We start from the raw sequence: 24,662 nt of genomic DNA, 5'->3' as shown, positions 1-24,662 counted from the left end.
AGGACGCATCGTGCACAAGCAGGTCATCGTTCCGGAGGGCGTCTATCCGCCGACGGCGGCGTTCAGCCAGGCGATCCGGGTTCCCGCGGGCGACCTCGTGTTCGTCAGCGGCATCGTCGGCATGCGGCCCGACGGCACCATGCCGTCGACGACGCGCGGGCAGGTCGAGCTCGCCTTCGAGAACCTCGTCGCGGTGCTCAGGGCAGCGGATGCCGCGCCCGACGACGTCGTGAAGGTGAACGTCTTCATCGGCGAGGCGTTCGACCTCGTGCGCGACGACCTGCGGGAGATCCGCGGGCGGCACTTCACGCGCGACTTCCCGGTGTCGACGCTCGTGCAGGTGGCCGGCTTCGCCTCGCCCGGGTACCGCTTCGAGATCGAGGCGATCGCGGCGTTGCCCGCGCGGTCGTCGGGGTCGTCGGGAGGGTAGCGACGAAGGAGCGTCTCGAGACCCGCGATCGCCCCCAGACCGCCGGCCCCCGCGTCATGCGCGACAGCGGGGGCCGGCTTCCTGTCAGCACACGCAGCATGTGCGCGTATGGTTGCGCGCACGGGGCCGTTCGAGCTCCCGAACAGAGGCGGCATCATGTCCGACAAGTCCCCCAAGAAGTCCGCATCGAAAACCGCGGCCACCCGCACCCTCAAGGAGAAGCGGGCCGACAAGAAGTCGAAGGTCGCGGGCCGCTCGACGGGCAGCGACATCACCGAGGCGACCCACCGCAAGAAGTAGCGCCCGGGCGCACAAGAGCCCCCGCCGGCATGCGCTCCGGCGGGGGCTCTTCCGTGTCGAGGCGGAGGCGCCTCGATCCCGTCTATTCCGGGTAGGACAGCGTCTCGGGTCCGGCGTTGTCGATGCCGAGCAGCTCCTGCGCCTTCTCGAGGTAGACGAGCTGCGACGCGTCGAACTCGATCGGCTCGAGCGACTGCGACTCGATGGTGGTGTCCCATGCCTCGGTGTCGAAGTAGAGGTTCGAGCAGGCGAGGTGCCCGTCGAGCACCCACGGGCTCTCGCTGTCGCGGAGGGCCGAGACGTCGAAATCGTTCGCCTCGTAGATGTCGAGCACCGAGTCGACGTTCTCGGGGAACACGCCCGGCTCCGGTGCCGTCATGTAGTCGGTCGCCTTGAGCGTCGCCCGCAGGAACCGCACGAGGGTGTTCGGATTCTCGGCGACCCAGCCGCTGCCGGCGACCTGCACGTCGTTCGCCCAGTTGCGCAGCGACTCGACGATGATGTTCGCCCCGTGCTCCTCGAGCGCGGGCAGATCGTCGGCGTAGAACGGCTGCATCGAGATGCGGTCGTTCACGAAGAACTCGGTCCACGACTCGGAGCCGGGCCCGGGGTAGACGACCTCGGTCTGCACCGTGTCGAGATCCCAGCCCTCCTCCTTCAGCACCAGCTTGCGCTGGAACTCGGCGGGGTCGCCGGGGGTGCCGGCGAGCACGATGGAGGTGCCCTCGAGGTCCGCGACCTTCGTGATGCCCTTCTGGGCGGCGAAGTCGAAGTTCTGGCGGCAGTAGTGGCCGCCGACCAGGTCCACCTCGACGCCGCCCCTGATCGCCTCGATGACCGTGCCGGTGGACTCGACGCCGATGTCGGCGCTGCCGCTGGCGACGGCGGCCGTGACGTTGTCGGCGGTGATGACCTCGACGGTGAGGCCCTCCTCCTCGTAGTAGCCGAGGTCGGTCGCGAGCACGTACATCGAGTACATGGTGATGTCGGGGAACGGGATGGCCACCGTGATCTCGGTGTCCTCCGCTGCCCCGGGTTCGCCGTCGGTGAGGGTGACCGGTTCGGCGTCGGCGGAGCCTCCGGGGTTCGCGGCGCATCCTGCCAGCAGCGTGAATGCTGCGAGGGCGGCTGCCGCGGTGAGGCCGTATCGGCGGATGGATCTGCGCATGACTCTCCATTCTCAGCGGGTGTCTCGAACGGGGCCGGCCGCACAGTACGGGGCCTCGTGCGAATTGACGGATACCGTATCCAAAATCCCTCGAAGTGTCCATGATTCCGGGTGAAGCCGATGGTTACGGTTGGATTGCGGCGCTGCGAAGCGCATCCGTCGGCACGAGGCGACCGGCCACCGGATGTCGCCGCCTGACGGCGGATCAGTGGACACGTCGTTGCAGATTGGATACGGTATCCAGAAATCACGACATCGAAGTTCGTGACCGAGACGGGAACGGGGTGCGGATGCGAGCGGCGCAACTGCAAGCCAGTGGACTCGAGGGCCTGCGCGTCGGGGACATCGCGCGCCCGGTGCCCGGATCCGGCGAGGTGCTCATCGCCGTCGAGGCGGTGAGCCTCAACCAGCTCGACCTCAACGTCATCGCCGGCCTCGGTCCCGGCCGTGCCGCCCGCCTGCCGCGCGTGCTCGGACTCGACCCCGCCGGCATCATCGTCGAGCTCGGCGAGGGCGTCGACGCGCGACGACTCGGCCAGGCCGTCGTCGTCAAGCCGAACATCCCGTGCGGCGACTGCGCGCGATGCGCGATGGGCCACGAGGCCGACTGCCCGGCGCAGTCCGTGCTCGGCGTGCACCGCGACGGTGGAGCCGCCGAGTTCGTCGTCGTGCCCGCCCGCAACGCGTTCGACCGCCACGACCTCGACGCCGCGACGGCCAGCGCGACCGTGCACAGCCTGCCGATCGTCATCAACGCGTTCGACGCCGCGGCCGTCACCGCCGCCGACCGGGTGCTCGTGACCGGCGCGGGCGGCACGCTCGGCCATGCGGCCGTCGCCTACGCCCGGCACCTGGGCGCCTCGGTCGTCGCCGCCTCGCGTGCCGAACTCCCCCGCCTCGACGGGGTCGAGCAGATCGTCGCCCCCGACGCCGCGAGGCTCGCAGGCCGACTCGCCGACCTCGACGCGTTCGACGTCGCGATCGACGTGAGCGGCCACGGCGGCACGATCGCCGCCGGCGTCGCGGCGCTCGGCTGGGGCGGCCGGGCGGTCTTCTGCTCCGCCTCCGTCGATGCCAGGCTCGAACTCGACGCCCGAGACCTGTACCTCAAGCGCAAGCAGCTCCGCGGCGTCGCGAGCGCCGACGACGAGCACGTGCGGCGTGCGCTGCGACACGTGCAGAACGGCACCATCGCGCCGATCATCGGCTCGCGGCATCCGCTCGACGACATCGTCGGCGCCTACCGCGGCTTCGGTGCCTCGCCGAGGGGCAAGGTGGTCATCGATGTGGTGTGACCGCCGCCCCGACCGCGTCAGAACCCTCCGAGAGGACCGCACCAGATGAACACGCCCCACCGCGACGCCGCCGACGAGGCGGGCCCGCTCGCCGGCATCCGCGTCATCGAGCTCGGCCAGTACATCTCGGGTCCGTACGCCGCGAAGCTCCTCGCCGACCTCGGCGCCGACGTCGTGAAGGTCGAATCGCCCGACGGCGATCCGATGCGGCGCTGGGAGGGCAGCGGCACGATGAGTCCGCAGTTCGCCGCGTACAACCGTGGCAAGCGCGCCGTCACGCTCGACCTCAAGTCGCCCGACGGGCTCGCCGAGCTGCTCGAGCTCGCCCGCACGGCCGACGTGCTCATCGAGAACTTCCGCCCGGGCGTCGCCGCTCGCCTCGGGTTCGGGCCCGAGGTGCTGCACGAGCTCAACCCCGGCCTCATCACCTGCTCGATCACGGGCTTCGGCGCCGAGGGGCCGTATGCGAAGCGCCCGGCCTACGACACGGTGATCTCGGCCGTCGGTGCGATGTACAGCCAGGTCGTGCCTGCCGAGACCCTGCGCCCGCTCGGCCCGGCGTTCTCCGACCTGCTCTCGGGCATGTCCGCGTCGCAGGCGGTGCTCGCGGCGCTGCACGCGCGCAGCGCCCGCGGCGGGTCGGGCGCGGCCGGCGCGGTCGGCGAGGTCGGCGAGGTCGCCGAGGGCGAGCACCTCGAGGTGTCGATGGTCGGCTCGCTCATCGACTTCCTCACCGAGGCGGCGTCGACCTACCTCGAGACCGGCCAGGTGGCGGGGCCCGACTCACGGCCGCGCCGCGCCCAGGCGTACGCCTGCGTCGGGTCCGACGGGCGCGCGTTCGTCATCCACATGTCGGTGCCCGAGAAGTTCTGGACGGGCCTCGTCGCGGTGCTCGAGCGCCCCGAACTGGCATCCGACCCCCGTTTCGCCACCCGCGAGGCGCGCGTGCGCAACTACGACGAGCTCGACGTCGAGCTCAAGGCGATCACCGAGCGGATGCCGCGGCAGCACTGGCTCGACCGGCTCGCGGCTGCGGACATCCCGCACGGGCCGCTGAACACCGTGGCCGACCTCTTCGACGACCCGCAGGTCGCCTCGATGGGCCTCGTCGAGGAGATCGCCGGACCGGACGGCGAACCGCTGCGCGTCCCCGCGCCGAGCACCCGGTTCCACCGCAGCGGGCGTCCCGTGCTGCGCGCGGCGCCGCGCCTCGGCGCCGACAACGGCACGGTGCTCGGCGGCCCCGCCGCGCCGACCGCCGCTGCGACATCCGGCGTCGCCGGGACATCCGCCGTGACATCCGCCCCCACCATCGAAGGAGCCAGCGCATGAGCGGCATCGACGACCTCGTCGCCATCGACGTGCACACGCACCCGCAGACCGAGGAGTTCCTCGCGGCGATGGGGCAGCGGCACCAGCAGATGGCCAAGCACTTCGGGCGTGAGCGGCCGGTGGTCAGCTTCGCCGAGCAGGCCGACCAGTACCGCGACCGCCGCATGATGGCGGTCATCGTGAACTCCGACTCCGAGACGACGTCGGGCATCAAGGGGGCGCCGAACGACCTGCTCGGCAAGGCGCAGGCCGACCACCCCGACGTGTTCCTCGCGTTCGCGGGCATCGACCCCTGGAAGGGTGAGGCCGCGGTCGCTGAGATCCGGCGCATGCACGCCGAGTACGGCATCAAGGGCGTCGGCGAGCTGAACCCGTCTCGCCAGAAGTTCCTCGCGAACGACCGGCGCTTCTTCCCGATCTGGGAGACGTGCGCCGAGCTCGGGCTCGTCGTGATGTTCCACTCGGGCTTCCCCGGCGCCGGCGCCGGCACCCCGGGCGGTGGCGGCTACCGTCTCGAGAACGCCCGCCCCGTGCCGTACATCGACGACGTCGCCGCCGAGTTCCCCGAGCTGAAGATCATCAGCGCGCATCCGGCCTGGCCCTGGCACCTCGAGAACCTCGCCATGGTCTGGCACAAGTCCAACGTCTACCTCGACCTGTCCGGCTGGGCGCCGAAGTACCTGCCGCCCGAGGTCGTGCGCTACGCCGACTCGCTCATCAGCGACCGGGTGCTCTTCGGCTCGGACTGGCCCGTCATGACCGCCGACCGGTGGATGACCGAGTTCGACGAGCTCGGGCTCAAGCCCGAGTCGCGACAGAAGATCCTGCTCGACAACGCCCGCACCCTGTTCGGGCTCTGAGCCCGGCGCCCTCGCCCCGACGTCCTCCGACCCGTACACCTCGAGAAACGGAACCCGATGGCCGAACTCGTGCTCGCGGCGGCCACGCCGCACAACCCGCTGCTCTGGCGCGCGATGCGCGACCCGATGCCCGACGACCTCGCCGGGGTCGCGGCGAACTTCGCCCGCTTCCGGCAGACGTTCGACGACCACGACGTCGACGTGGTCGTCGTCATCGGCACCGACCACCTGCGGCAGTTCTCGTACGACCACTCGCCCGCGTTCGTCGTCGGCAAGGCCGAGTCGTACCACGGCACCTGGGAGAACGAGGTGCGCACGTTCGGCATGGAGTACGTGGAGCTCGAGGGCCATCGCGAGCTCGCCGACGAGATCACCGGACGCCGGGTGCAGCCCGAGACGATCGACCTCTCGGTGAGCCTCGAGTGGCGGCTCGACCACAGCTTCGTGATCCCGCTGCAGTACGTGCGGCCCGAGCTCGACCTGCCGGTCGTGCCGATCCACACGAACGCCTCGATGCCGCCGGTGCCCTCGGTGCGCCGCTTCATCGCCCTGGGCGAGCACGTGCGTTCCGCGGTCGAGGGGTGGGACTCCGATGCCCGCGTCGCCCTCCTCACCTCGGGCCACATGGCGAACGACGTCGGCGGGCCGCGCACCTTCGCGGGATCCCCGGACCCCGAGTTCGACCGGGCAGCGGCCGCGTGGATGCGCGACGGCGACCTCGACGGCGCGATCCGCGTCTGCAGCGACTTCGACCGCCTGCTCGACGCCGGATGCATGACCTACCAGTACCTCAACGCCGTCGCCGCGCTCGCCGCGATGGGCGGCCGGCCCGCCGACTTCGCCGACGTGACCGAGTCGCGGTTCGCGTCGAGTCCGTTCTTCTTGTGGGAGACCCGCTGATGACCCGCTACATGATCGATAAATTCATGCGCTTCGTCGAGCTCTCCGACGCGCTCGTCTCGGAATACGTCGCCGATCCGACTGCCTACGTCCAACGCTGGCTCAGCGAGGGTGGCGGCCCCGAAGGTGCGACCGACGACCGTGTGCTCACCGAGGAGGAACGGGCCGCGTTCGCCGCTCGCGACTTCGAGGCGCTCTATCTGCTCGGTGCCCATCCGTACCTGCTGTGGCATTTCACCGAGGCGGTGCACGCCCACGAGTTCACGCTGGAGTCGGGGTGGCGCGAGCTCGTCGAGCGGTACCGCGCCGCGGTCGCCCCGCACGGCGTGGTCGACTACATCCCCTGAGTCGGGGCGGTCAGCAGCAGCGGTCGGGCAACGTCAGCGCAGCTCCCCGACGCTCGGCGGCAGCGCGCAGTAGTCGTAGAAGAACCGTTTGGGCTGCGAGTCGAGGGTCGCGTCGACGATGACGTTGACGCCCGCGTGCGGCAGCTCCTCGCCCGCGAGCACCCAGACGGTGAAGTGCCAGATGCCGCGCACCTTCTCGTTGAGCAGCCGTCGCCCGTCGACGACGAGCACGGTGTCGGGGTCGCGGGCGCCCTCGAGCGCGCCCGCACGGAACGGCTCGATCGTCTCGGCCCGCAGCGTCGCCTCGTCGACATCGCCGAGTGACCGCCGGGCCGGCACCTGGCCCTGGGCTTCGAGGGCGGCCGCGAGGTCGTCGGCGAACCGCGCGGCCCGTTCAGCGTCGGCCCCCTCGATCGCGACGAGCCGTCGACCTCGAGGGGTCAGGTGCAGGAACTCCCGGGCGACCCCGTCGAGCAGGTCGTGGCGGGTTTCGGAGAAGTACGCCATGCGGGCAACGCTACGCGCTCAGGCGCTCCGTGCGGCGGTTCCGAGGTCGATCGCCGCGCCGGCGAGGGCGGCCGAGCGATCGAGGTCGTGCATCCAGAGCGGGGCGGATGCCGCGAGCAGGCCCTCGGTCGACAGCGCCGTCGCGGCCGTGGCATCCGTCTCGTCGACGAGCCATGCGTCGAGCAGGCCGCCGTCGCGCCGGAATCCGTAGTGCCGGCCGACCGCCTCGGCGCTCGTCTCGACGCCGATCGCGGGCAGGCAGGCGTCGGCCATGCCGCGAACGACCTTGCCGCCGATGATCGGGGAGACGCCGACGACGGGAGCCGGGGTCGCCGCCAACGCCTCGCGCATGCCGGGAACGGCGAGGATCGTGCCGATCGAGACGACGGGGTTCGAGGGGGCGACGAGCACGAGGTCGGCGTCCGCGATCGCCTCGACGACGCCGGGCGCCGGGCGGGCGTCGGCGAGGTTCTGCTGTCGGAAGCCCAGCGCGGGCAGGGTCGCCCGGTACCTCGTCCACCACTCCTGGAAGTGCATCTCGCGCTCGCCGGAGCCTGAGCCGTCACCGGATGCCTCGGGGTCGGCCACGCGCACGTGCGTGTCGACCTCGGTGTCGGTCGCCGGGATGAGCCGAACGCCGAGCGGCCAGCGCCGCTGCAGCCGCTCGCAGACGTCCGAGACCTCGAGGCCGTCGCGGAGCCACGACGTGCGCGCGAGGTGGGTGCCGAGATCGAGGTCGCCGAGCGTGAACCACGGCCAGCCGACGCCCCATTCGCGCAGTTCGGCCGAGACGCGTTCGGTCTCGCCGGCGCGACCCCATCCGCGCTCGGTGTCGTTGACGCCCGCGAGCGAATAGAGCAGCGAGTCGAAGTCGGGCATGAGCCGAACGCCCGAGAGCCAGATGTCGTCGCCGGTGTTCACGACGACGGTGACGGATGCCGTGGTGCCACCCTCGCCGTCGGGCCACCGCCTGGCGCATTCCTCACGCACGCCGCGCACGAAGCGCGACCCTCCGACGCCGCCCGCGAGCACTGTGATCCGCACCCGGCAAGCCTAAGCGGCACGCGGAGTGACGCCGCCCGCGAGGCGTCGTCGATACCCCCCGAACTGGGTCGCCCGATCGGGCAGAAACATGAGGAATCCTCTTGACGCTTCCAGCGCCCGGCTGCTTTTCTCGGAGGAGTTCCCCGCGCCCAGACCACAGGAGGTCCGGATGTCCGAACGCGAGCCCAGCGGTCAGGTGAGCTCATCGAGTGTCGGGACGCGCCCCAGGGCGCCGCGCGGCGGCATCCGCTCGCTCGCGCCCGTGCGAACCGTGCTCGCCGCGCTCGCGACCGCCGCGCTCATCGTCTTCCCGCTCGCCGCGCCAGCGAACGCCGCGCCGCCCTCGTTCGTCGAGCCGCCGACGCGCCTCTACATGGCGCCCGCCGGCTCGCTGCCGGTGACCATTCCCGACGGATTCCCGACGATCATCCCCGAGGGCGACCTGCCCTTCGACGGCGAGACCGACCTCATCTCACAGGACGTGCGCACGATCGAGGTCGAGTCGGGTGAGGTCGGATGCGCGCTGGCCGCGCCCGACTGGAACCAGGGCGGATGCACCGCGGTGCAGCTCTCGGTCTCGCACGGCACGCTGACGTTCGACCCGCTGCCGACGCAGGAGGACGACGGCGACAGCCCGTTCGACGTGCTGAAGTTCGCCGACGGCGCGCTCGAGCGCGACAAGGACGAGCTGGGCGACCTGCCGGCCCCGACCGTCGCGCTCATCGGCACGACCGCGCAGGTGAACGCCGCGCTCGCGACGCTCGTCTACCTGCCCGACCCCGACGAGGACGACGACGGCACCGAGGACGACCCCTACTCCTACAACGGCTCGAACCCCGAGACGCTCGACATCACGCTCGCCGCCGGCGACCCCGCGATCGGCACCGCCTCCATCGAGGTCGAGATCCGGGTGCAGCGTATCAACGAGTTCCCAGAGGTCGAGGTGCCCGATCAGGTGTTCCAGGTGCCGTCGGGCGGCACGGGGTTCCTCGGCGACGCCGGTGACGACCTCGGTCAGCCCGACGAGGAGGACTGGAACGTCCTCGACGAGGACAACGACGAGCAGGACGACAACGACACCATCGACGGGCCGGGCGACGAGTGGCTGCTCATCGCATGGGCAGACTGCGGCACCTTCGCGATGCCCGCGTCGCCGTTCACGATCTCCGACGATCTCGAGCAACTGTTCGAGGACGCGCTCGACCTCGGACTCGAGCCCGACCCGGCCGACCCCGAGTACGCCGAATACCAGACGAACAAGACGGCGCTGATCGACGCCGCGATGGCGGCGCTGCCCGACGAGGTGAAGAACCTGCCCTTCGCGACCGGCAACCCGAGCGACCCGCACAGCGCGTTCGCCGGGGTCGTGAGCGGGCTGAACGCGATCGACAGCCTCAACTACGCCCTCGACCAGGTCGAGTTCCAGGCGACGGGGCTCACCGACACGACCTGCACCGTGCGGTTCCTGGTCTCCGACCTCGGCAACAACGGCCTGCCGCTGCAGTACCTCGGCGACCCGCCCTACGGCATCCAGGTGCCGTTCTTCGGCTTCGACCTCGACACGAACGACTTCCCGACCACCGAGAAGGTCGTCGTCGAGGTCGGCGAAGGCGAGACCATCGAGGTGTCGCTGCCGACGGATGTCTCGGTGCCGGAGGGCGGCGCGACCACGCTGCCGCTCGTGGTGTCGCCGACGACGCATCCGGCGTTCGACGTGACGATCTCGACGTCCGCGGTGCCGCCCACGAGCGCCGCCGACTTCTCGCCCATCGCCGCGCAGACCTTCGCCGTGCCGGAGGATGCCGCGTCGATCGACATCCCCGTCGATGCGCTGCAGGACGGCGACCTCGATCCGGGAGAGACGTACACCGTCTCGATCGACGGGTTCCCGGCCGACCCGCCCTTCCCGCCCGGGTACGACGTGACGATCACCGACCCGGCGGCGCTGGTCACGATCCTCGACGACGAAGTGCCGACCGACACGACCCCGCCGACGGTGACGATCGAGCAGGGCGCTGCCCAGGCCGACCCGACGGGGACGTCGCCGATCGTGTTCGAGGTGGAGTTCAGCGAGCCGGTGACCGGGTTCGAGAACACGGATGTCGTGCTGAGCGGTTCGGCGAATCCGACGACGGCGGTCCTGTCGGGTGCAGGAGCCTCGTACACGGTTGAAGTGTCGGGCATGAGTGCGAACGGGCTGGTCGTCGCCGAGGTCGTCGCGGCAGCCGGAGAGGATGCCGCGGGCAATCTCTCCGAGGCGTCGACGTCCGAAGACAACGAGGTGACGTTCTCGGGTGTCGACGAGGTGGCGCCGACGGTGACGATCGAGCAGGGCGCTGCTCAGGTCGACCCGACGGGGACGTCGCCGATCGTGTTCGAGGTGGAGTTCAGTGAGCCGGTGACCGGGTTCGAGAACACGGATGTCGTGTTGAGCGGTTCGGCGAATCCGACGACGGCGGTCCTGTCGGGCGCCGGGGCGTCGTACACGGTCGAGGTCTCGGGCATGAGTGCGAACGGGCTGGTCGTCGCCGAGGTCGTCGTTGCGGCCGCTGAGGACGCTGCGGGCAACCTGTCGGAGGCGTCGACGTCGGTCGACAACGAGGTGACGTTCCAGTACGACGAGGGTGACGTCACGGCGCCGACGGTGACGATCGAGCAGGGAGTCGCCCAGGCCGACCCGACGGGTGCGTCGCCGATCGTCTTCGAGGTCGAGTTCAGCGAGCCGGTGACCGGGTTCACGAATACGGATGTGGTGCTCTCAGGTTCGGCGAACCCGACGACCGCCGCTGTGTCCGGTACGGGAGCGTCGTACACGGTCGAGGTGTCGGGCATGAGTGCGAACGGGCTGGTCGTCGCCGAGGTCGTCGCGGCGGCCGCTGAGGACGCGGCCGGCAACCTTTCGGAGGCGTCGACCTCGGTCGACAATGAGGTCACGTTCGCGGGCGTCGACGAGGTGGCACCGACGGTGACCATCGAGCAGGGCGCGGCGCAGGCCGACCCGACGGGGACGTCGCCGATCGTCTTCGAGGTCGTATTCAGCGAGCCCGTGAGCGGGTTCGGTCCGGCCGATGTCGTCTTGAGCGGGTCGGCGAACCCGACGACGGCGGTGGTGTCCGGAACGGCCGCGAGCTACACGGTCGAGGTGTCCGGCATGTCGGCTGACGGTCTGGTGATTGCGGAGGTCGTGGCAGGTGCGGCCGAGGATCTGGCGGGCAACCTGTCGGAGGCCTCGACGTCGATCGACAACGAGGTGACGTTCCAGTACGACGAGGGTGCCGTCACGGCGCCGACGGTGACGATCGAGCAGGGCGCGGCGCAGGCCGACCCGACGGGGACGTCGCCGATCGTCTTCGAGGTGGAGTTCAGCGAGCCCGTGACCGGGTTCACGAATGCGGATGTCGTGTTGAGCGGGTCGGCGAACCCGACGACCGCGGTCGTGTCGGGTGCGGGGGCGAGCTACACGGTCGAGGTGTCCGGCATGTCGGCCGATGGGCTCGTGATCGCGGACGTCGTCGCCGGAGCCGCGACGGATGCGGCGTCCAACCCGAGTGAGGCCTCGACATCCGAAGACAACGAGGTCACGTTCCAGGTGGTCGTGTCGCCCGATCCGCTGACGATCACGGTGCCCGACGACATCGTCGTGGAGGTGCCCTTCGGCGAGACCGGCGACAACGTGGACTTCGACCCGCCCACGACCACCGGCGGCGTCGCCCCCGTCGACGTCGCCTGCGACGCGGACTCCGGGGACTTCTTCCCGATCGGGGTCACGACCGTGACGTGCACGGCGACCGACTCCGCTCCCGCCGAGGAGATCGTGCTCTTCGCGGTCGTCTCGGACTCGTTCACGATTACCGTCGTCGAGGGGGAGGAGCCCCCGCCGACCGGCGGTCCGACGGATCCGGGAACGCGTCCGGGTGGCGGCTCGACCGGCGGTGGCTCGACGGGCGGAACGCCGACGGGCATGGCCTCGACCGGCGTCGAGTCGACGCCGACGCTGCTCGTCGGGCTCGCGCTGCTGCTCGCCGGTGCCGTGGCGCTGCGGATCCGCAGGCGGCGGCCCGCGACATCCGCTCGCGACTGACGACCTGAAGCCGGAGCCCGGTAGCCCGGAGCCCGGGAGCCCGGAGCCCCGACCGGCGATGCCCGAAGACGGGCGGTCGCCTACTTGCCGATCGAGAGACCCGCGCGCACGAGCTGCGGCACCGACGCGTCGGGCAGGTACGCGCGTACGAGACCGACCCCGATGCGGGCGAGGTCGGCGCCGTCGCGGTAGAGCAGGTACATGGGTTCGCCGCGTGGGTTGAACTTCTGCTTGAAGCGGTGCAGCGAGCGGAACCCGTACGCCGGCTCGAGGATGCCGCCGAGCTTGTCGAGGATCACCTCGATCTGGCGCTCGTCGTCGGGCGAGTCCGAGCGGGCGAGCGGTGCCCCCGACAGGGAGAGGAACTCCGCGCCCTCGTCGCGGAAGGCGAGCGCCGACGACCCGATGAGGAACTCCATGACGGGCGGGAACCCGCCGCCGTCCCGGCGGCGCATGAGGTCGAGCGTCCACCCGCGGATCCGGCCGCCCGGCCCGTACACCGGGAGCCAGCTCAGGAAGCCCTGTACGGTGCCGTCGGCGGACTCGGCGATCGCCATCCGTACCGCGGGGTCGAGCGCCTCGTCGATCGAGCCGAGCGTGAAGCGCATCTCGGGCAGGCCCTTGTCGCCCACCCACTGCTCGGAGATCTCGGTGATCTGGGCGCGCAGGGCGCGCGGCTCGGCGGCGAGCGAGGCGAACCGGAACCGCACGCCGTCGCGCTCGGCGCGATTGAGCGCGGTGCGCACCGCGCCCCACTTCTTGCCCGTGAACTCGAGGCCGGGCAGGTCGACGATCGTGTCCTCGGCGACCTGCAGGGCGTGCCAGCCCTCTGGCATGGTGTCCCGCGCAGTGCCGTCTGCGCCGAACACGCACACGACGAAGCCTGCGCGTTCGGCGACGTCGATGAACTCGGTGAGCGTCGCGCCGAGCTTCTCGGGCTCGGCGATGGGGTCGCCGAGCACGAGGGCGACGCCCTGGTGGGTCTGGTAGGCGACGACCGTGTCCGGGTCGGAGCCGAAGTAGTGCCGGTTGTCGCGCCACGTCGCCATCCACGAGAGGGCACCGCCTCCGGCCGTCTGGACGACGTGCCGCACCTCGTCGAGGCGGGCGCCGGGCCGGTCCGCGCCGCGGTCGCCGCTCAGCCGGCGTCGAAGGCGTGCCCGGAACGCCCGCGCGCAGACCACGAGCCACACGAGCATCACGGCCCACAGGAATCCGGATGCCGCGGCGAACGCGAGTCCCTCGCGGTCCTCGTAGTCGGTGGTGCCGTCGACCAGTTCGGGGTGGGCGATGACGAAGACCGCGAGCGCACCCGCCAGCACGTTGAACGAGGCCAGGATGACGGAGACGACCCATGCCGCGCGGTACCCGCCGCGGAGCCCGGTCGCGACGACGACCACGATGAGCAGGTCGATCACGACGTCGAGCACGTCGGTGCCGCCCACCTGCGTCATGCCGAACGGACCGTACGTCGGCACCATCGAGGCGATGAGTTGCACGACGATGAGCGAGACGATCATGACGAACGCCACCCACCGCTGCTCCCGCAGCGTCGGCTTGCTGAAGGAGCCGGCGTTGACGAGCAGGACCGTGCCGACCGCCATCGCGTGCTCGACGTCGGCGACCGAGCCGAGGAAGAGCACGCTGACGAGCGTGAAGGCCGTCAGCACGAGCAGCGCCCGGCCGCGCCACGGCGATCCGAGGCTCGCGGCGGCCGCGGTGATGCACGCGAACACGCCGCCGGAGGGGCCCACGTCGACCTGGACGACGAGGGCCTCGGCCCAGTGCGACCCCATCTCGGCGAAACCGGCGATGACGATCGCGGAACCGATGACGGCGATCGCCTGCCCGCCGAAGAAGTAGGCGGCGGCCTGGCCGGTGCCGCGCCGGAACTCGAGCCAGCCGACGCCGACGGCCGTGAGCACGAGCACGAGGTAGCCCCATGGCTGGGCGACGAGGAACGTGCCCGTGACCACCGTCCACCACCGGCCGTCGCTGAACGAGGGCACCCCGTAGGCGAACGTCTCGTACCAGTCGGCGTCGGTGATCGGCGCGGTGAAGCCGCCGACGAGGATGCCGACGACGACCAGCGCCGCGAGCAACGCGATCGTGAACGGCACCCTCGCGAGGAGTCGGAGCACCCTGCGCCCGCGCGAGGGCGCTGCGGTCGAGGCGTCCTCGTCGGCGGGCCGACCGCTCGCCGAAGCCGTGTCCTTCACGGCGGCGGATGTCGCACCCGGCGCCGTGTTCGTCGAGTCGGTCATCTGGACTCCCCCCCCCGTGCGACCGGATCCGAGGGCAGACTATCCCACGCGATCGATGCCTTTTCGAGGCGCGTCGTCGGCGCGATGCCTGCGTCGTGGCATCCGGCTGGCACTTGACGCAGCGCTGGGCCGGTGTTTTCATTCGGTGAGGCGCTGCAGCCGGCCAGACCGAAGGAGGTCCGGATGTCGATCCATTCCGCACGACGATCGGCGGCGGCCTTCGCGAGCCGCGCCACGGTCGCGATCCTGACGCTCGGCGTCGTGACATTCGGATTCCTCTCTCCGGCGCACGCCGGGGAGACCGACACCACCCCTCCGACGGTGACCATCGAGCAGTCGCCCGGTCAGGCCGACCCGACGAGCACGTCGCCGATCCGCTTCGACATCGTCTACTCCGAACCGGTCGTCGATGCCGGCATCGTCCTGATGCTCGGAACGGCGGGGGCGCACACCGCGGTGACGCAGGCCGGCCCCGGCACGACGTTCACCGTCGAGGTCTCGGGAATGACCTCGAGCGGTACGGTGCTCGTCTCCATCGCCGAAGGGTCGACGACCGATCTGGCGGGCAACCCGAACCTCATCTCGACCTCCGTCGACAACGTCGTCGACTATCTGCTGCCCGGCGCGCTGACGCTCGTTCCGCCGGCCGACCAGACCGTGGCGACGGCACCGGGGGCAGCCGGGGCGAACGTGACCTTCGCCGCGCCGACCGTCGTCAACGGGGTCGAGCCGATGACGGTCGGATGCGACCACGAGTCGGGTGCGTTCTACCCGATCGGCGTCACCTCGGTGACGTGCCAGGTCAGCGATTCGTCCGATGGACCGGGGGAGGGCGGCGGCTTCGCCAGCGCCTCGTTCGAGATCACCGTGACCGCCACCCCGGGCGTGACGCCCGCCGCCGGCGGCGCGGCCCCGGGCGGCGCGGCCCCGGCTGCGCCCGCGACGGGCGCGACCGGTCAACTCGCGGAGTCCGGTCCGGAGGCCGTCACGCTCCTCGCGGCCGGAATCCTGCTCATGCTGTTCGGTGCGGTCGCCGTGTCGCGCGCCATGGCGTTGCGGAGCGGACGCGCGACCGACTGAGGCTCGCCCGCCCGCGCACCCTGCTCGCCCGCCAGTGCGGCAGTAGCCGCCGGCCGTCAGTAGCCGCCGGCCGCCAGGTGCGTCGCCGCCGAGGCGAGGTCGTCGGCCACCGCGTCGGTACCCTCGCGCAGGGCGCCGACCGTCACGCGCACGAAGTCGCCGCTGGCGCGCTGGCGCATTCCGTTGGCGGCGTCCCTCGCGTCGGATGCCGCGAGGAACGGCGTGCCCGCCGCGACGCGGATGCCGGCCGCCGCCAACTGCACGAGCGCCGATCGCTCGCCGAGCACCGGCATCCACAGGTTGATGCCGTCGGCTGGCGCAGCGGCGACGCCGCGGGATCGGAGTGCGTCGCCGAGCGTGCGCTGCCGCGTGTAGTACTGCCGTCGGGCCTCCGTGACGGTGTCGATCGCGGTGCCGTCGACGAGCAGGTCGAGCAGGATCGTCTGCAGCATGCGCGAGGTCCATCCGGGGCCGAGCATGCGCCGGCCGGCGATGTGCTCCATCAGGTCGCGTGGGCCGCCGAGCGCGGCGATGCGCAGGTCGGGGCCGTGCGACTTCGAGAAGCTGCGCACGTGCACCACTCGACCGGGCAGCCACGTGCCGAGGGTCACGTCGCCCTCGATCGAGATCAGCCCCGAGTGGTCGTCCTCGATGACGACGAGGTCGTCGACGCGCTCGGCGGCCTCGATCGCGCGGGCGAGCGCCTCGGCCCTGGCGGGCGTCATCGACGCACCGGTGGGGTTCTGGGCGCGCGGCTGCAGCAGCACCGCGACGGGCCGCTGGCGCAGGGCGACGGCGAGCGCCTCCGGCCGCATGCCGTGCTCGTCGAGGCGGACGGGCAGGGCCACGGCTCCGAGCACCTCGAGCAGGTCGAGGAACGGCGGGAATCCGGGGCTCTCGACGATGACGCGGTCGCCGAACCGCACGACCTGCTCGAGCGTGCGCGAGATCGCGTCGAGCGCGCCGTCGACGACCATGATGGCCTCCGCGTCGCTCGGCCACGAGTCGCGAAGCACGCGCGCGAGCGGCGGGATCACGGGCTCGGCCTGGTAGCTGCCGGTCTCGGCCTTGGCCGAGACGCGGGAGAGGGCGGGACCGAGCGCCGGCAGCAGCAGCGGGTCCGGCGTGCCGCGCGAGAGGTCGAGGCGCACGGGGTCGTCGGGCGCCGCCATGCCGCGCATGCGCGGTGCGAGCCGGGCGGATGCCGCGCCGCGCACGAAGCTGCCGGCGCGACCGCGGCTCTCGATGAGGCCGGCGCGGGCGAGCGCCTGCCACGCCTGGCTGATCGTCGCGGGGCTCACGCCGATGGCCGCGGCGAGTTCGCGCACCGTCGGCAGGCGATCGCCCGCCCCGAGGTCGCCCCCGTTCACGAGCCGAGCGACCTCCCCGGCGATGGCTCGGGGCGACGCGTCGGAGAAGTCGGCGAGATCGATCAGTCGTTCGGCGTCCACACGAATACCTGACACCACCATTGCCTCCACACGGTGCAAGGGACAGGATGTTTAACCACAGCGTCACAGAGTGAAACAGAAGAGAAATGTTCAAGCCGAACAATAACAGAACGGGCCACGAGCCCCTGGTTCGGCAGTTCCACCGGCAGTTCAATCGGTACATCTCGGCGTCGCAGCAGCATCCGACGGACACCTGACACGAGCACCACGCCAGGCGATCCTCGGGTGAACGGCAACGGCGCCGCCCGACTCAGGAGAACCTTCATGACGATCGTCAGAGCGGCCATCACGCAGACCACGTGGACCGGCGACAAGGAGTCGATGCTCGACAAGCACGAGCAGTTCGCCCGCGACGCGAAGGCGCAGGGCGCCGAGGTCGTCTGCTTCCAGGAGCTGTTCTACGGCCCGTACTTCGGCATCACCCAGGACCAGAAGTACTACCGCTTCGCGGAGTCGGCCGAGGGGCCGATCGTGCAGCGCTTCGCCGACCTCGCGAAGCAGCTCGGCACCGTCATGGTGCTGCCGATCTACGAGGAGGCGCAGACCGGCGTCTACTACAACACGTCCGTGCTCGTCGACGCCGACGGCACGATCCTCGGCAAGTACCGCAAGCACCACCTCCCGCACCTCGACCGGTTCTGGGAGAAGTTCTACTTCCGGCCGGGCAACCTCGGCTACCCCGTCTTCGACACGGCCGTCGGCCGGGTCGGCATGTACATCTGCTACGACCGGCACTTCCCCGAGGGCTGGCGCGAGCTCGGCCTGAACGACGCGCACATGGTGTTCAACCCGAACGCCACGAAACCCGGGCTCTCGAACCGCCTGTGGGAGGTCGAGGGGCCGTGCGCCGCCGTCGCGAACGGCTACTACGTGCTGCAGCCGAACCGCGTCGGCCGCGAAGACAACGAGTACGGCGACCTCGCGGTCGACTTCTACGGCACGAGCCAGATCATCGACCCGCGCGGCAACTTCGTCGGCGAGCGGGGGTCGAGCGAGCACGAGGAGCTGCTGGTGCGCGACCTCGACCTCGACATGGTGCAGCAGATGCGCGACGACTGGCAGTTCTACCGCGACCGTCGCCCCGACTCCTATGCCCAGATCGCGAAGCCGTAAGGAGGAGTCGCCATGACAACCACCCTCATCACCGGCGGCACCGTCGTCAGCGCCACGGGGCGCGCGGCGGCCGACGTGCTCATCGACGGCGAGACGATCCGCGCGGTGCTCGCCCCGGGCAGCACCCTGCTCGGCACGGATGTCGCGGCATCCGTCGACCGCGTCATCGACGCCACCGGCAAGTACGTGATCCCAGGCGGCATCGACGCGCACACGCACATGCAGCTGCCGTTCGGCGGCACCGAGGCATCCGACACGTTCGAGACCGGAACGCGGGCGGCCGCGCACGGCGGCACCACGTCGATCATCGACTTCGCCGTGCAGACGTACGGGCAGCGCATCGAAGACGGCCTCGCCGCCTGGCACGACAAGGCCGCGGGCAACTGCGCCATCGACTACGGGTTCCACCAGATCGTCGGCGACGTGAACGCCGACTCCCTGGCCGCGATGAAGCGGCTGCCCGACGAGGGCATCTCGAGCTTCAAGCTCTTCATGGCCTACCCGGGCGTGTTCTACTCCGACGACGCGCAGATCCTGAAGGCCATGCAGGTGAGCCGCGACACCGGGCTGCTCACGATGATGCACGCCGAGAACGGGCCCGCCATCGACGTGCTCGCCCAGCAGCTCGTCGACGCCGGCAACACCGACCCGTACTACCACGGCATCGCCCGCGCCTGGGAGATGGAAGAAGAGGCGACCCACCGCGCGATCATGCTCGCCAAGCTCACGGGCGCTCCCCTCTACGTGGTGCACGTCAGCGCGAAGCAGGCCGTCGAGCAGCTCGCCTGGGCTCGCGACAAGGGCCAGAACGTGTTCGGCGAGACCTGCCCGCAGTACCTCTACCTCTCGCTCGAGGACCAGCTCGGGGCATCCGGACCCGAATGGGGCTCGTTCGAGGGAGCGAAATGGGTGTGCTCGACGCCGCTGCGCTCGCGCGCCGAGGGCCACCAGCACTCGATGTGGCAGGCGCTGCGCACGAACGACCTGCAGATGGTCTCGACCGACCACTGCCCGTTCTGCATGAAGGACCAGAAGGAGCTCGGACTCGGCGACTTCCGCAAGATCCCGAACGGCATCGGCTCGATCGAGCACCGCATGGACCTCATGTACCAGGGCGTCGTCACCGGCGAGATCACCCTCGAGCGCTGGGTGGAGCTGACGTCGACGACGCCGGCCCGCATGTTCGGCCTCTACGGGCGCAAGGGCGTGATCCAGCCGGGGGCGGATGCCGACATCGTCGTCTACGACCCGAACGGCCACACGTCGATCGGCTACGAGAAGACGCACCACATGAACATGGACCACTCGGCGTGGGAGGGCTACGAGATCGACGGCAAGGTCGACACCGTGCTCTCGCGCGGCAAGGTCGTCGTCGACGGCGATCAGTACCTCGGCGCCAAGGGCGACGGGAAGTACCTCAAGCGGGGCCTCAGCCAGTACCTCATCTGACCCGGACGACACCCGCCTCTCCCCACCCTCGAACGGAGCCCCTCATGGATTTCGGCGTCGTCCTGCAGACCAACCCGCCCGCCTCGCGCACCGTGCACCTCGCCAAGCTCGCCGAGCAGTACGGCTTCAGCACCGCGTGGACCTTCGACTCGCACCTGCTGTGGCAGGAGCCCTACGTCATCTACAGCAAAATCCTCAGCGAGACGCACCGCATCAAGGTGGGCCCGTTCGTCACCAACCCGGCCACGCGCGACTGGACCGTGACGGCGTCGATCTTCGCGACGCTCAACGAGATGTACGGCAACCGCACCATCTGCGGCATCGGCCGAGGCGACTCGGCCGTGCGCGTCACGAACGGCAAGCCGGTGACCATGTCCGAGCTGCGCGAGTCGATCCACGTGATCCGCGAGCTCGCGAACTCGCGGTCGGTCGAGTACAAGGGTTCCCAGCTGCAGTTCCCGTGGTCGAAGGGCTCCGAGCTCGAGGTCTGGGTGGCCGCCTACGGTCCCCTCGCCCTCAAGCTCACGGGCGAGGTCGGCGACGGCTTCATCCTGCAGCTGGCCGACGTCGACATCGCGAAGTGGATGATCAAGACCGTGCGCGATGCCGCAGAGGCCGCCGGTCGCGACCCGATGTCGATCAAGTTCTGCGTCGCCGCGCCCATGTACATCGGTGACGACCTCGAGCACATGCGCGACCAGTGCCGGTGGTTCGGCGGCATGGTCGGCAACCACGTCGCCGACATCGTCGCGAAGTACGGCATGCACGGCGACGTGCCCGAGGCGCTGACCGACTACATCAAGGGCCGCGAGGGGTACGACTACAACGAGCACGGGCGTGCGGGCAACACCCACACCTCGTTCGTGCCCGACGAGATCGTCGACCGGTTCTGCATCCTCGGCACCGCCGAGGAGCACATCGCGAAGCTCGAGCAGCTGCGCGAGCTCGGCGTCGACCAGTTCGCCGGCTACCTCCAGCACGACAACAAGGAGGAGACGCTGCGGGTCTACGGCGAGACCGTGATCCCCGCGCTCTCCGAGCACATCACGGCCAAGGCATGACCGACGTCGACCTGCGCGACCCCAGCCCGATGGCGGATGCCGCGGGCACGACGCCGGGGCGCGGCATCCGCTCTCCGGGGTCGAAGGGGTCTGCCGGCGGTGCGCGGCGCGGCAGCCCGGTCGCACGTCGGCGCCTCGCCGCGGTCGGCTGGGGCGTCTTCGGCATCGTGCTCCTCGTGGTGCTGTGGGAGGGGTACAAGGCGCTCGCGCCCGCCGACGGCGTGCTCATCGGCGAGACGCGCGTGCTGCCGCGCACGACCGACCTCGCGATGCCCCACGTCTGGGACATGATCGGGCGGCTCGGCGAGCCCGTCACGCGCTCGCCGTCGGCGCAGGCGCTCTGGCTCGTCATCCTGCTCGCGGCGCTCACGACCCTCGGCATCGCCGCGGCCGGATGGCTGGTCGGCGTCGTCGTGGGCATCGGTCTCGCGCTCGTGATGCAGCGGTGGCGGCTCGCCGAATGGGGCCTGCTGCCGTGGATCGTGCTGAGCCAGACCGTGCCGCTCATCGCGTTCGCGCCGATCGTGAAGAGCTGGGGCTCGCGCGTCGAGATCGGCTCGTTCGAGTGGCAGGACTGGATGTCGGTCGCCCTCATCGCGAGCTACCTGGCATTCTTCCCGATCGCGATCGGCGCCCTGAAGGGACTGCAGTCGCCCGACCGCATCCACGAGGAGCTCATGCAGACCTACGCGGCCGGCTACTGGGCGACGCTCGCGAAGCTGCGGTTCCCCGCGGCCGTTCCCTACCTCCTGCCCGCGCTTCGGCTCGGCGCGGCGAACGCCGTCATCGGGGCCGTCGTCGCCGAGGTCTCCACGGGCCTGCAGGGCGGCATCGGCCGACTCCTCATCCAGTTCGCCGGGCAGGCCTCCGGCGACCCGGCGAAGGCCTGGGCGCCGATCTTCGGCGCCATCGTGCTCGGCCTCGTGGCCGCCGGATCGGTCGCGCTGCTCGGCGTGATCCTCAAGAACTACCGACGAACGGAGGAAGCCGCATGAGCGCTCCAGAGAACGCCGACGCTCCCCAGGCTCAGGTCACCGCTGCCACGGCGGCCGCTGCCTCGGCCGCCGCTGCCGTCGAGACCGCTGTCGAGGTGACCGGCGTCGACAAGGTGTTCGAGACGCGCGGCGGGCTGGTGCACGCCCTCGAGGGCATCGACCTCTCGATCGCGGCGGGCGAGTTCGTCTCGCTCATCGGGCCGAGCGGCTGCGGCAAGTCGACGCTCATGCGGCTCATCGCCGACCTCGACGCGCCGTCCTCCGGTGCGATCACCGTGTTCGGCAAGACGCCGGCGCAGGCCCGCCTCGATCAGGAGTACGGCATCGCGTTCCAGCAGGCCGGACTGCTGCCCTGGCGCACGGTGGCCGCGAACGTCGCACTGCCGCTCGAGCTGCACGGCGTGGCATCCGCAGATCGCAGGGCCAAGGTCGAGCAGCTGCTCGACATGGTCGGCCTCTCCGACTTCGCCGACCGCTACCCCGACCAGCTCTCGGGCGGCATGCAGCAGCGGGTCGCGATCGCCCGCTCGCTCGCCGAGCAGCCCCGGCTGCTGCTCATGGACGAGCCGTTCGGCGCCCTCGACGAGATGACGCGCGAGAAGATGCAGTCCGACCTCGTGCGCATCTCGGCCGAGACGGGCGCCGCGGTCGTCTTCGTCACCCACTCGATCCCCGAGGCGGTCTTCCTCAGCGACCGGGTCGTCGTGATGTCGCCCAGGCCGGGCCGCATCCGCGAGATCGTGCCGATGCGGCTCGGCTCGGCGTCCGACACGCCCCAGGCGACGGATGCCGCGGCGCGCGCGGCGCGCACCGACGGCCTCCGCGAGGACCGCTCGTTCTTCGAGATGGTCACCGCCGTGCGCGAGGCGCTGCACGGCGCCCCGGTCGCCGCGGGCGCACGCGGAGTGGAGACGCGCTGATGATGGGCCCGCGCACCGAGTCGACGCTGCGGATCGTCGCGCCGATCGCGGTGGGCGCGATCGTGCTCGGCATCTGGCAGTTCCTCGTGAGCGTCGTCGGGATCTCGGACTACCTGCTGCCGAGCCCCGCGTCGATCGTCGAGGAGCTCGTCGCATCGTGGGACTCGATCGTGTCGGCCACGCTCATCACCGGCACGAACGCGCTCATCGGACTCGTCGTCGGAACGCTGCTCGGCATCGCGCTCGCCGCACTCGCGGCGAGGTGGCGCGCGGTCGACCAGATGAGCGCACCGGTCATCGCCTCGCTCGCCGTCGTGCCGATCGTCGCCCTCGCCCCCGTGCTGAACTCGATGTTCGGCGCCGACAGCCAGTTCGGCCGGCAGGCGATCGCCGCGATCGCGTCGTTCGTGCCGGTCTTCGTCAACACGCTGCGCGGATTCCGCCAGACCACGCCGGTGCACCGCGAGCTCATGCGCGCCTACGCCGCGACGCCAGGCCAGGTGCTGCGCACGCTCACCCTGCCGACCGCGCGGCCGTTCATCCTCACGGGCATCCGCATCGCCTCCTCGCTCGCCGTGATCTCCGCACTCGTCGCCGAGTACTTCGGCGGACCCCGAGGCGGCCTCGGCAGCCTCATCTCGACGTCGGCCGCGTCGAGCGCCTACGCCCGCGCCTGGGCGTACGTCGTGGCATCCATCGCCCTCGGCCTGCTCTTCTACCTCGCGACGCTCCTGCTCGAGCGCCTCGTGCTCCGAACCCGCCCCACCACCCCAGACCGCACCACCGGAACCCGCACCACCCGCACCCGCTCCACCACCAGCACCACCGTTTCGACCTGAGGCCGCTCGCACCGGGAGGCCTTGCACCGAGAACCAGGGAAGGACTGACATGAAGCACAGCACACGCCGCGGAATCGCGGCCGGAGCGTTCGCCGTCACGGCCGCGTTCCTCCTCGCCGCCTGCTCCTCCGGAGACGGAGGCTCCGATGGCGGCTCCGGCGACGACGGCGCACTCACCGAGGTCAAGCTCCAGCTGCAGTGGCTCCCGCAGGGCCAGTTCGCCGGATACTTCGCCGCCGTCGACCAGGGCTTCTTCGAGGAGGAGGGCCTGGACGTCGAGATCATCCCGTCGGGCGGCGACATCGTGCCGCAGGACGCGCTCGCGAACGGCGACGTCGACTACGCGATCGCCTGGGTGCCCAAGGTGCTCGGCTCGATCGAGCAGGGCGCGAACCTCACCGACATCGCGCAGATCTTCCAGCGGTCGGGCACCCTGCAGGTGTCGTGGGCCGACTCGGGCATCGACTCGGTCGCCGACTTCGAGGGCAAGAAGATCGGCTCGTGGGGCTTCGGCAACGAGTGGGAGATCTTCGCGGCCATGGCCGCCGAGGGGCTCGACGCCTCGACCGTGCAGATCATCACGCAGGACTTCAACATGAACGCCTTCCTGCAGGGCGACATCGACGCGGCCCAGGCGATGACCTACAACGAGTACGCGCAGCTGCTCGAGACCGTGAACCCCGACACCGGCGAGCTCTACACCGCGGACGACTTCAACGTCATCAGCTACGAGGACACCGAGGGCGCCATGCTCCAGGACGCGATCTGGGCCGACACCGAGCGCCTCGAGAGCGACACCGACTACCAGGACACCACGGTCAAGTTCCTCAAGGCCGTCATCAAGGGCTGGGCATTCGCCGCGGCCAACCCGGAGGACGCCGCCGACATCACGATCGCGGCCGGCTCCGGATGGGGCCCCAGCCACGAGCTCTGGATGGTCAACGAGACGAACAAGCTCATCTGGCCGTCCGACAAGGGCATCGGCGTGATCGACGAGGCCGCGTGGGACAAGACGGTCGCGGGCGCGCTCGCCGCGGTGAACGAGACCGGCGCGCACCTCATCACCGAGGAGCCGCCGGCCAGCGCCTGGTCGAACGAGTACATCGAGAAGGCGCTCTCGGAGCTCGAGGGCGAAGACCTCGACCTCACGGGCGCCGACTGGTCGCCCATCGACGTCACCCTCGAAGAGGGCGGCAACTAGCAATGCTGCCGGTCGAGTAGCGCGA

At 70.6% G+C, this 24,662-nt stretch carries 21 protein-coding genes; 16 read left to right on the top strand and 5 right to left on the bottom strand.

All coding sequences use genetic code 11. The features are described from left to right. Positions 1-10 precede the first annotated feature (10 nt). Together ABIC29_RS18385 and ABIC29_RS18380 are read left to right on the top strand one after the other, a co-directional pair. Positions 11-430, top strand: a complete 420-nt coding sequence (locus ABIC29_RS18385) for a RidA family protein (protein WP_354247844.1) — start codon at positions 11-13, stop codon at positions 428-430. Between the two features lie 156 nt (positions 431-586). Continuing rightward, positions 587-730, top strand: coding sequence for a hypothetical protein (locus ABIC29_RS18380; RefSeq protein ID WP_199471814.1), 144 nt, complete (start codon positions 587-589; stop codon positions 728-730). Between the two features lie 82 nt (positions 731-812). Here ABIC29_RS18380 and ABIC29_RS18375 read toward each other — a convergent pair whose 3' ends face one another. Continuing rightward, a complete protein-coding gene (locus tag ABIC29_RS18375; protein WP_354247841.1) occupies positions 813-1,898 on the bottom strand; it encodes an ABC transporter substrate-binding protein in 1,086 nt (361 codons plus the stop codon). A 290-nt stretch (positions 1,899-2,188) separates the two neighbouring features. On the opposite strand from ABIC29_RS18375, the gene ABIC29_RS18370 reads away from it, so the two are divergent. Genes ABIC29_RS18370 through ABIC29_RS18350 form a run of 5 tightly spaced genes read left to right on the top strand, consistent with a single transcriptional unit; the run spans position 2,189 to position 6,632 of the window. Beyond that, positions 2,189-3,193 (top strand): alcohol dehydrogenase catalytic domain-containing protein, encoded by a 1,005-nt coding sequence (locus ABIC29_RS18370; RefSeq protein WP_354247838.1) that lies wholly within the window; start codon positions 2,189-2,191, stop codon positions 3,191-3,193. Between the two features lie 45 nt (positions 3,194-3,238). Next, on the top strand, positions 3,239-4,525 hold the full coding sequence (locus ABIC29_RS18365) for a CaiB/BaiF CoA transferase family protein (RefSeq protein WP_354247835.1): 1,287 nt from the start codon (positions 3,239-3,241) through the stop codon (positions 4,523-4,525). After that, positions 4,522-5,385 carry an amidohydrolase family protein gene (locus ABIC29_RS18360; RefSeq protein ID WP_354247832.1) on the top strand — a complete coding sequence of 288 codons (864 nt, stop codon included), beginning with the start codon at positions 4,522-4,524 and terminating at the stop codon, positions 5,383-5,385. The genes ABIC29_RS18365 and ABIC29_RS18360 overlap by 4 nt, the downstream gene beginning before the upstream one ends. Positions 5,386-5,442: 57 nt before the next feature. Then, positions 5,443-6,285, top strand: a complete 843-nt coding sequence (locus tag ABIC29_RS18355; RefSeq protein ID WP_354247829.1) for a DODA-type extradiol aromatic ring-opening family dioxygenase — start codon at positions 5,443-5,445, stop codon at positions 6,283-6,285. Beyond that, complete coding sequence (locus tag ABIC29_RS18350) at positions 6,285-6,632, top strand: hypothetical protein (RefSeq protein ID WP_354247826.1); 348 nt, start codon at positions 6,285-6,287, stop codon at positions 6,630-6,632. The genes ABIC29_RS18355 and ABIC29_RS18350 overlap by 1 nt, the downstream gene beginning before the upstream one ends. 33 nt (positions 6,633-6,665) lie before the next feature. On the opposite strand, the gene ABIC29_RS18345 is transcribed toward ABIC29_RS18350, so the two are convergent. Together ABIC29_RS18345 and cofD are read right to left on the bottom strand one after the other, a co-directional pair. Next, positions 6,666-7,139 (bottom strand): hypothetical protein, encoded by a 474-nt coding sequence (locus ABIC29_RS18345; RefSeq protein ID WP_116085841.1) that lies wholly within the window; start codon positions 7,137-7,139, stop codon positions 6,666-6,668. An 18-nt stretch (positions 7,140-7,157) separates the two neighbouring features. Beyond that, positions 7,158-8,183, bottom strand: coding sequence for a 2-phospho-L-lactate transferase (gene cofD, locus ABIC29_RS18340; protein ID WP_116085838.1), 1,026 nt, complete (start codon positions 8,181-8,183; stop codon positions 7,158-7,160). Between the two features lie 169 nt (positions 8,184-8,352). Here cofD and ABIC29_RS18335 point away from each other — a divergent pair, with 169 nt between their 5' ends. Further along, positions 8,353-12,264 carry an HYR domain-containing protein gene (locus ABIC29_RS18335; RefSeq protein WP_354247822.1) on the top strand — a complete coding sequence of 1,304 codons (3,912 nt, stop codon included), beginning with the start codon at positions 8,353-8,355 and terminating at the stop codon, positions 12,262-12,264. Between the two features lie 80 nt (positions 12,265-12,344). On the opposite strand, the gene ABIC29_RS18330 is transcribed toward ABIC29_RS18335, so the two are convergent. Beyond that, the gene (locus ABIC29_RS18330) at positions 12,345-14,528 is read right to left on the bottom strand and encodes a bifunctional lysylphosphatidylglycerol flippase/synthetase MprF (RefSeq protein WP_354247819.1); all 2,184 of its coding nucleotides are present in this window, start codon (positions 14,526-14,528) and stop codon (positions 12,345-12,347) included. A 183-nt stretch (positions 14,529-14,711) separates the two neighbouring features. Here ABIC29_RS18330 and ABIC29_RS18325 point away from each other — a divergent pair, with 183 nt between their 5' ends. Then, entirely contained in the window at positions 14,712-15,608 is an 897-nt protein-coding gene (locus ABIC29_RS18325; protein ID WP_354247816.1) for a hypothetical protein, read from the top strand. A gap of 56 nt (positions 15,609-15,664) precedes the next feature. On the opposite strand, the gene ABIC29_RS18320 is transcribed toward ABIC29_RS18325, so the two are convergent. After that, the gene (locus ABIC29_RS18320; protein ID WP_354247813.1) at positions 15,665-17,059 is read right to left on the bottom strand and encodes an aminotransferase-like domain-containing protein; all 1,395 of its coding nucleotides are present in this window, start codon (positions 17,057-17,059) and stop codon (positions 15,665-15,667) included. A gap of 264 nt (positions 17,060-17,323) precedes the next feature. On the opposite strand from ABIC29_RS18320, the gene ABIC29_RS18315 reads away from it, so the two are divergent. From ABIC29_RS18315 to ABIC29_RS18285, 7 genes are read left to right on the top strand one after another with little or no spacing between them, the layout of a single operon-like run. Then, positions 17,324-18,172 (top strand): nitrilase-related carbon-nitrogen hydrolase, encoded by an 849-nt coding sequence (locus ABIC29_RS18315; RefSeq protein ID WP_354247810.1) that lies wholly within the window; start codon positions 17,324-17,326, stop codon positions 18,170-18,172. Between the two features lie 12 nt (positions 18,173-18,184). Then, positions 18,185-19,621, top strand: a complete 1,437-nt coding sequence (gene hydA / locus ABIC29_RS18310) for a dihydropyrimidinase (protein WP_354247807.1) — start codon at positions 18,185-18,187, stop codon at positions 19,619-19,621. A 44-nt stretch (positions 19,622-19,665) separates the two neighbouring features. Further along, entirely contained in the window at positions 19,666-20,682 is a 1,017-nt protein-coding gene (locus ABIC29_RS18305; RefSeq protein ID WP_055862903.1) for a TIGR03842 family LLM class F420-dependent oxidoreductase, read from the top strand. Beyond that, positions 20,679-21,677 carry an ABC transporter permease gene (locus tag ABIC29_RS18300; protein WP_354247804.1) on the top strand — a complete coding sequence of 333 codons (999 nt, stop codon included), beginning with the start codon at positions 20,679-20,681 and terminating at the stop codon, positions 21,675-21,677. Before ABIC29_RS18305 ends, ABIC29_RS18300 begins: the two co-directional genes overlap by 4 nt. Then, positions 21,674-22,597, top strand: coding sequence for an ABC transporter ATP-binding protein (locus ABIC29_RS18295; RefSeq protein ID WP_354247801.1), 924 nt, complete (start codon positions 21,674-21,676; stop codon positions 22,595-22,597). The genes ABIC29_RS18300 and ABIC29_RS18295 overlap by 4 nt, the downstream gene beginning before the upstream one ends. Beyond that, positions 22,597-23,436: an ABC transporter permease gene (locus tag ABIC29_RS18290; protein ID WP_116085809.1), complete on the top strand. Its 840-nt coding sequence runs from the start codon at positions 22,597-22,599 to the stop codon at positions 23,434-23,436. Before ABIC29_RS18295 ends, ABIC29_RS18290 begins: the two co-directional genes overlap by 1 nt. A gap of 49 nt (positions 23,437-23,485) precedes the next feature. Continuing rightward, positions 23,486-24,637, top strand: coding sequence for an ABC transporter substrate-binding protein (locus tag ABIC29_RS18285; RefSeq protein WP_116085806.1), 1,152 nt, complete (start codon positions 23,486-23,488; stop codon positions 24,635-24,637). Positions 24,638-24,662: the final 25 nt, after the last annotated feature.

Source organism: Agromyces sp. PvR057 (genome assembly GCF_040547485.1).
Taxonomy (GTDB): domain Bacteria; phylum Actinomycetota; class Actinomycetes; order Actinomycetales; family Microbacteriaceae; genus Agromyces.
The sequence above is the reverse complement of the archived record's forward strand: the minus strand, read 5'-3'. Positions and strand labels throughout refer to the sequence as shown.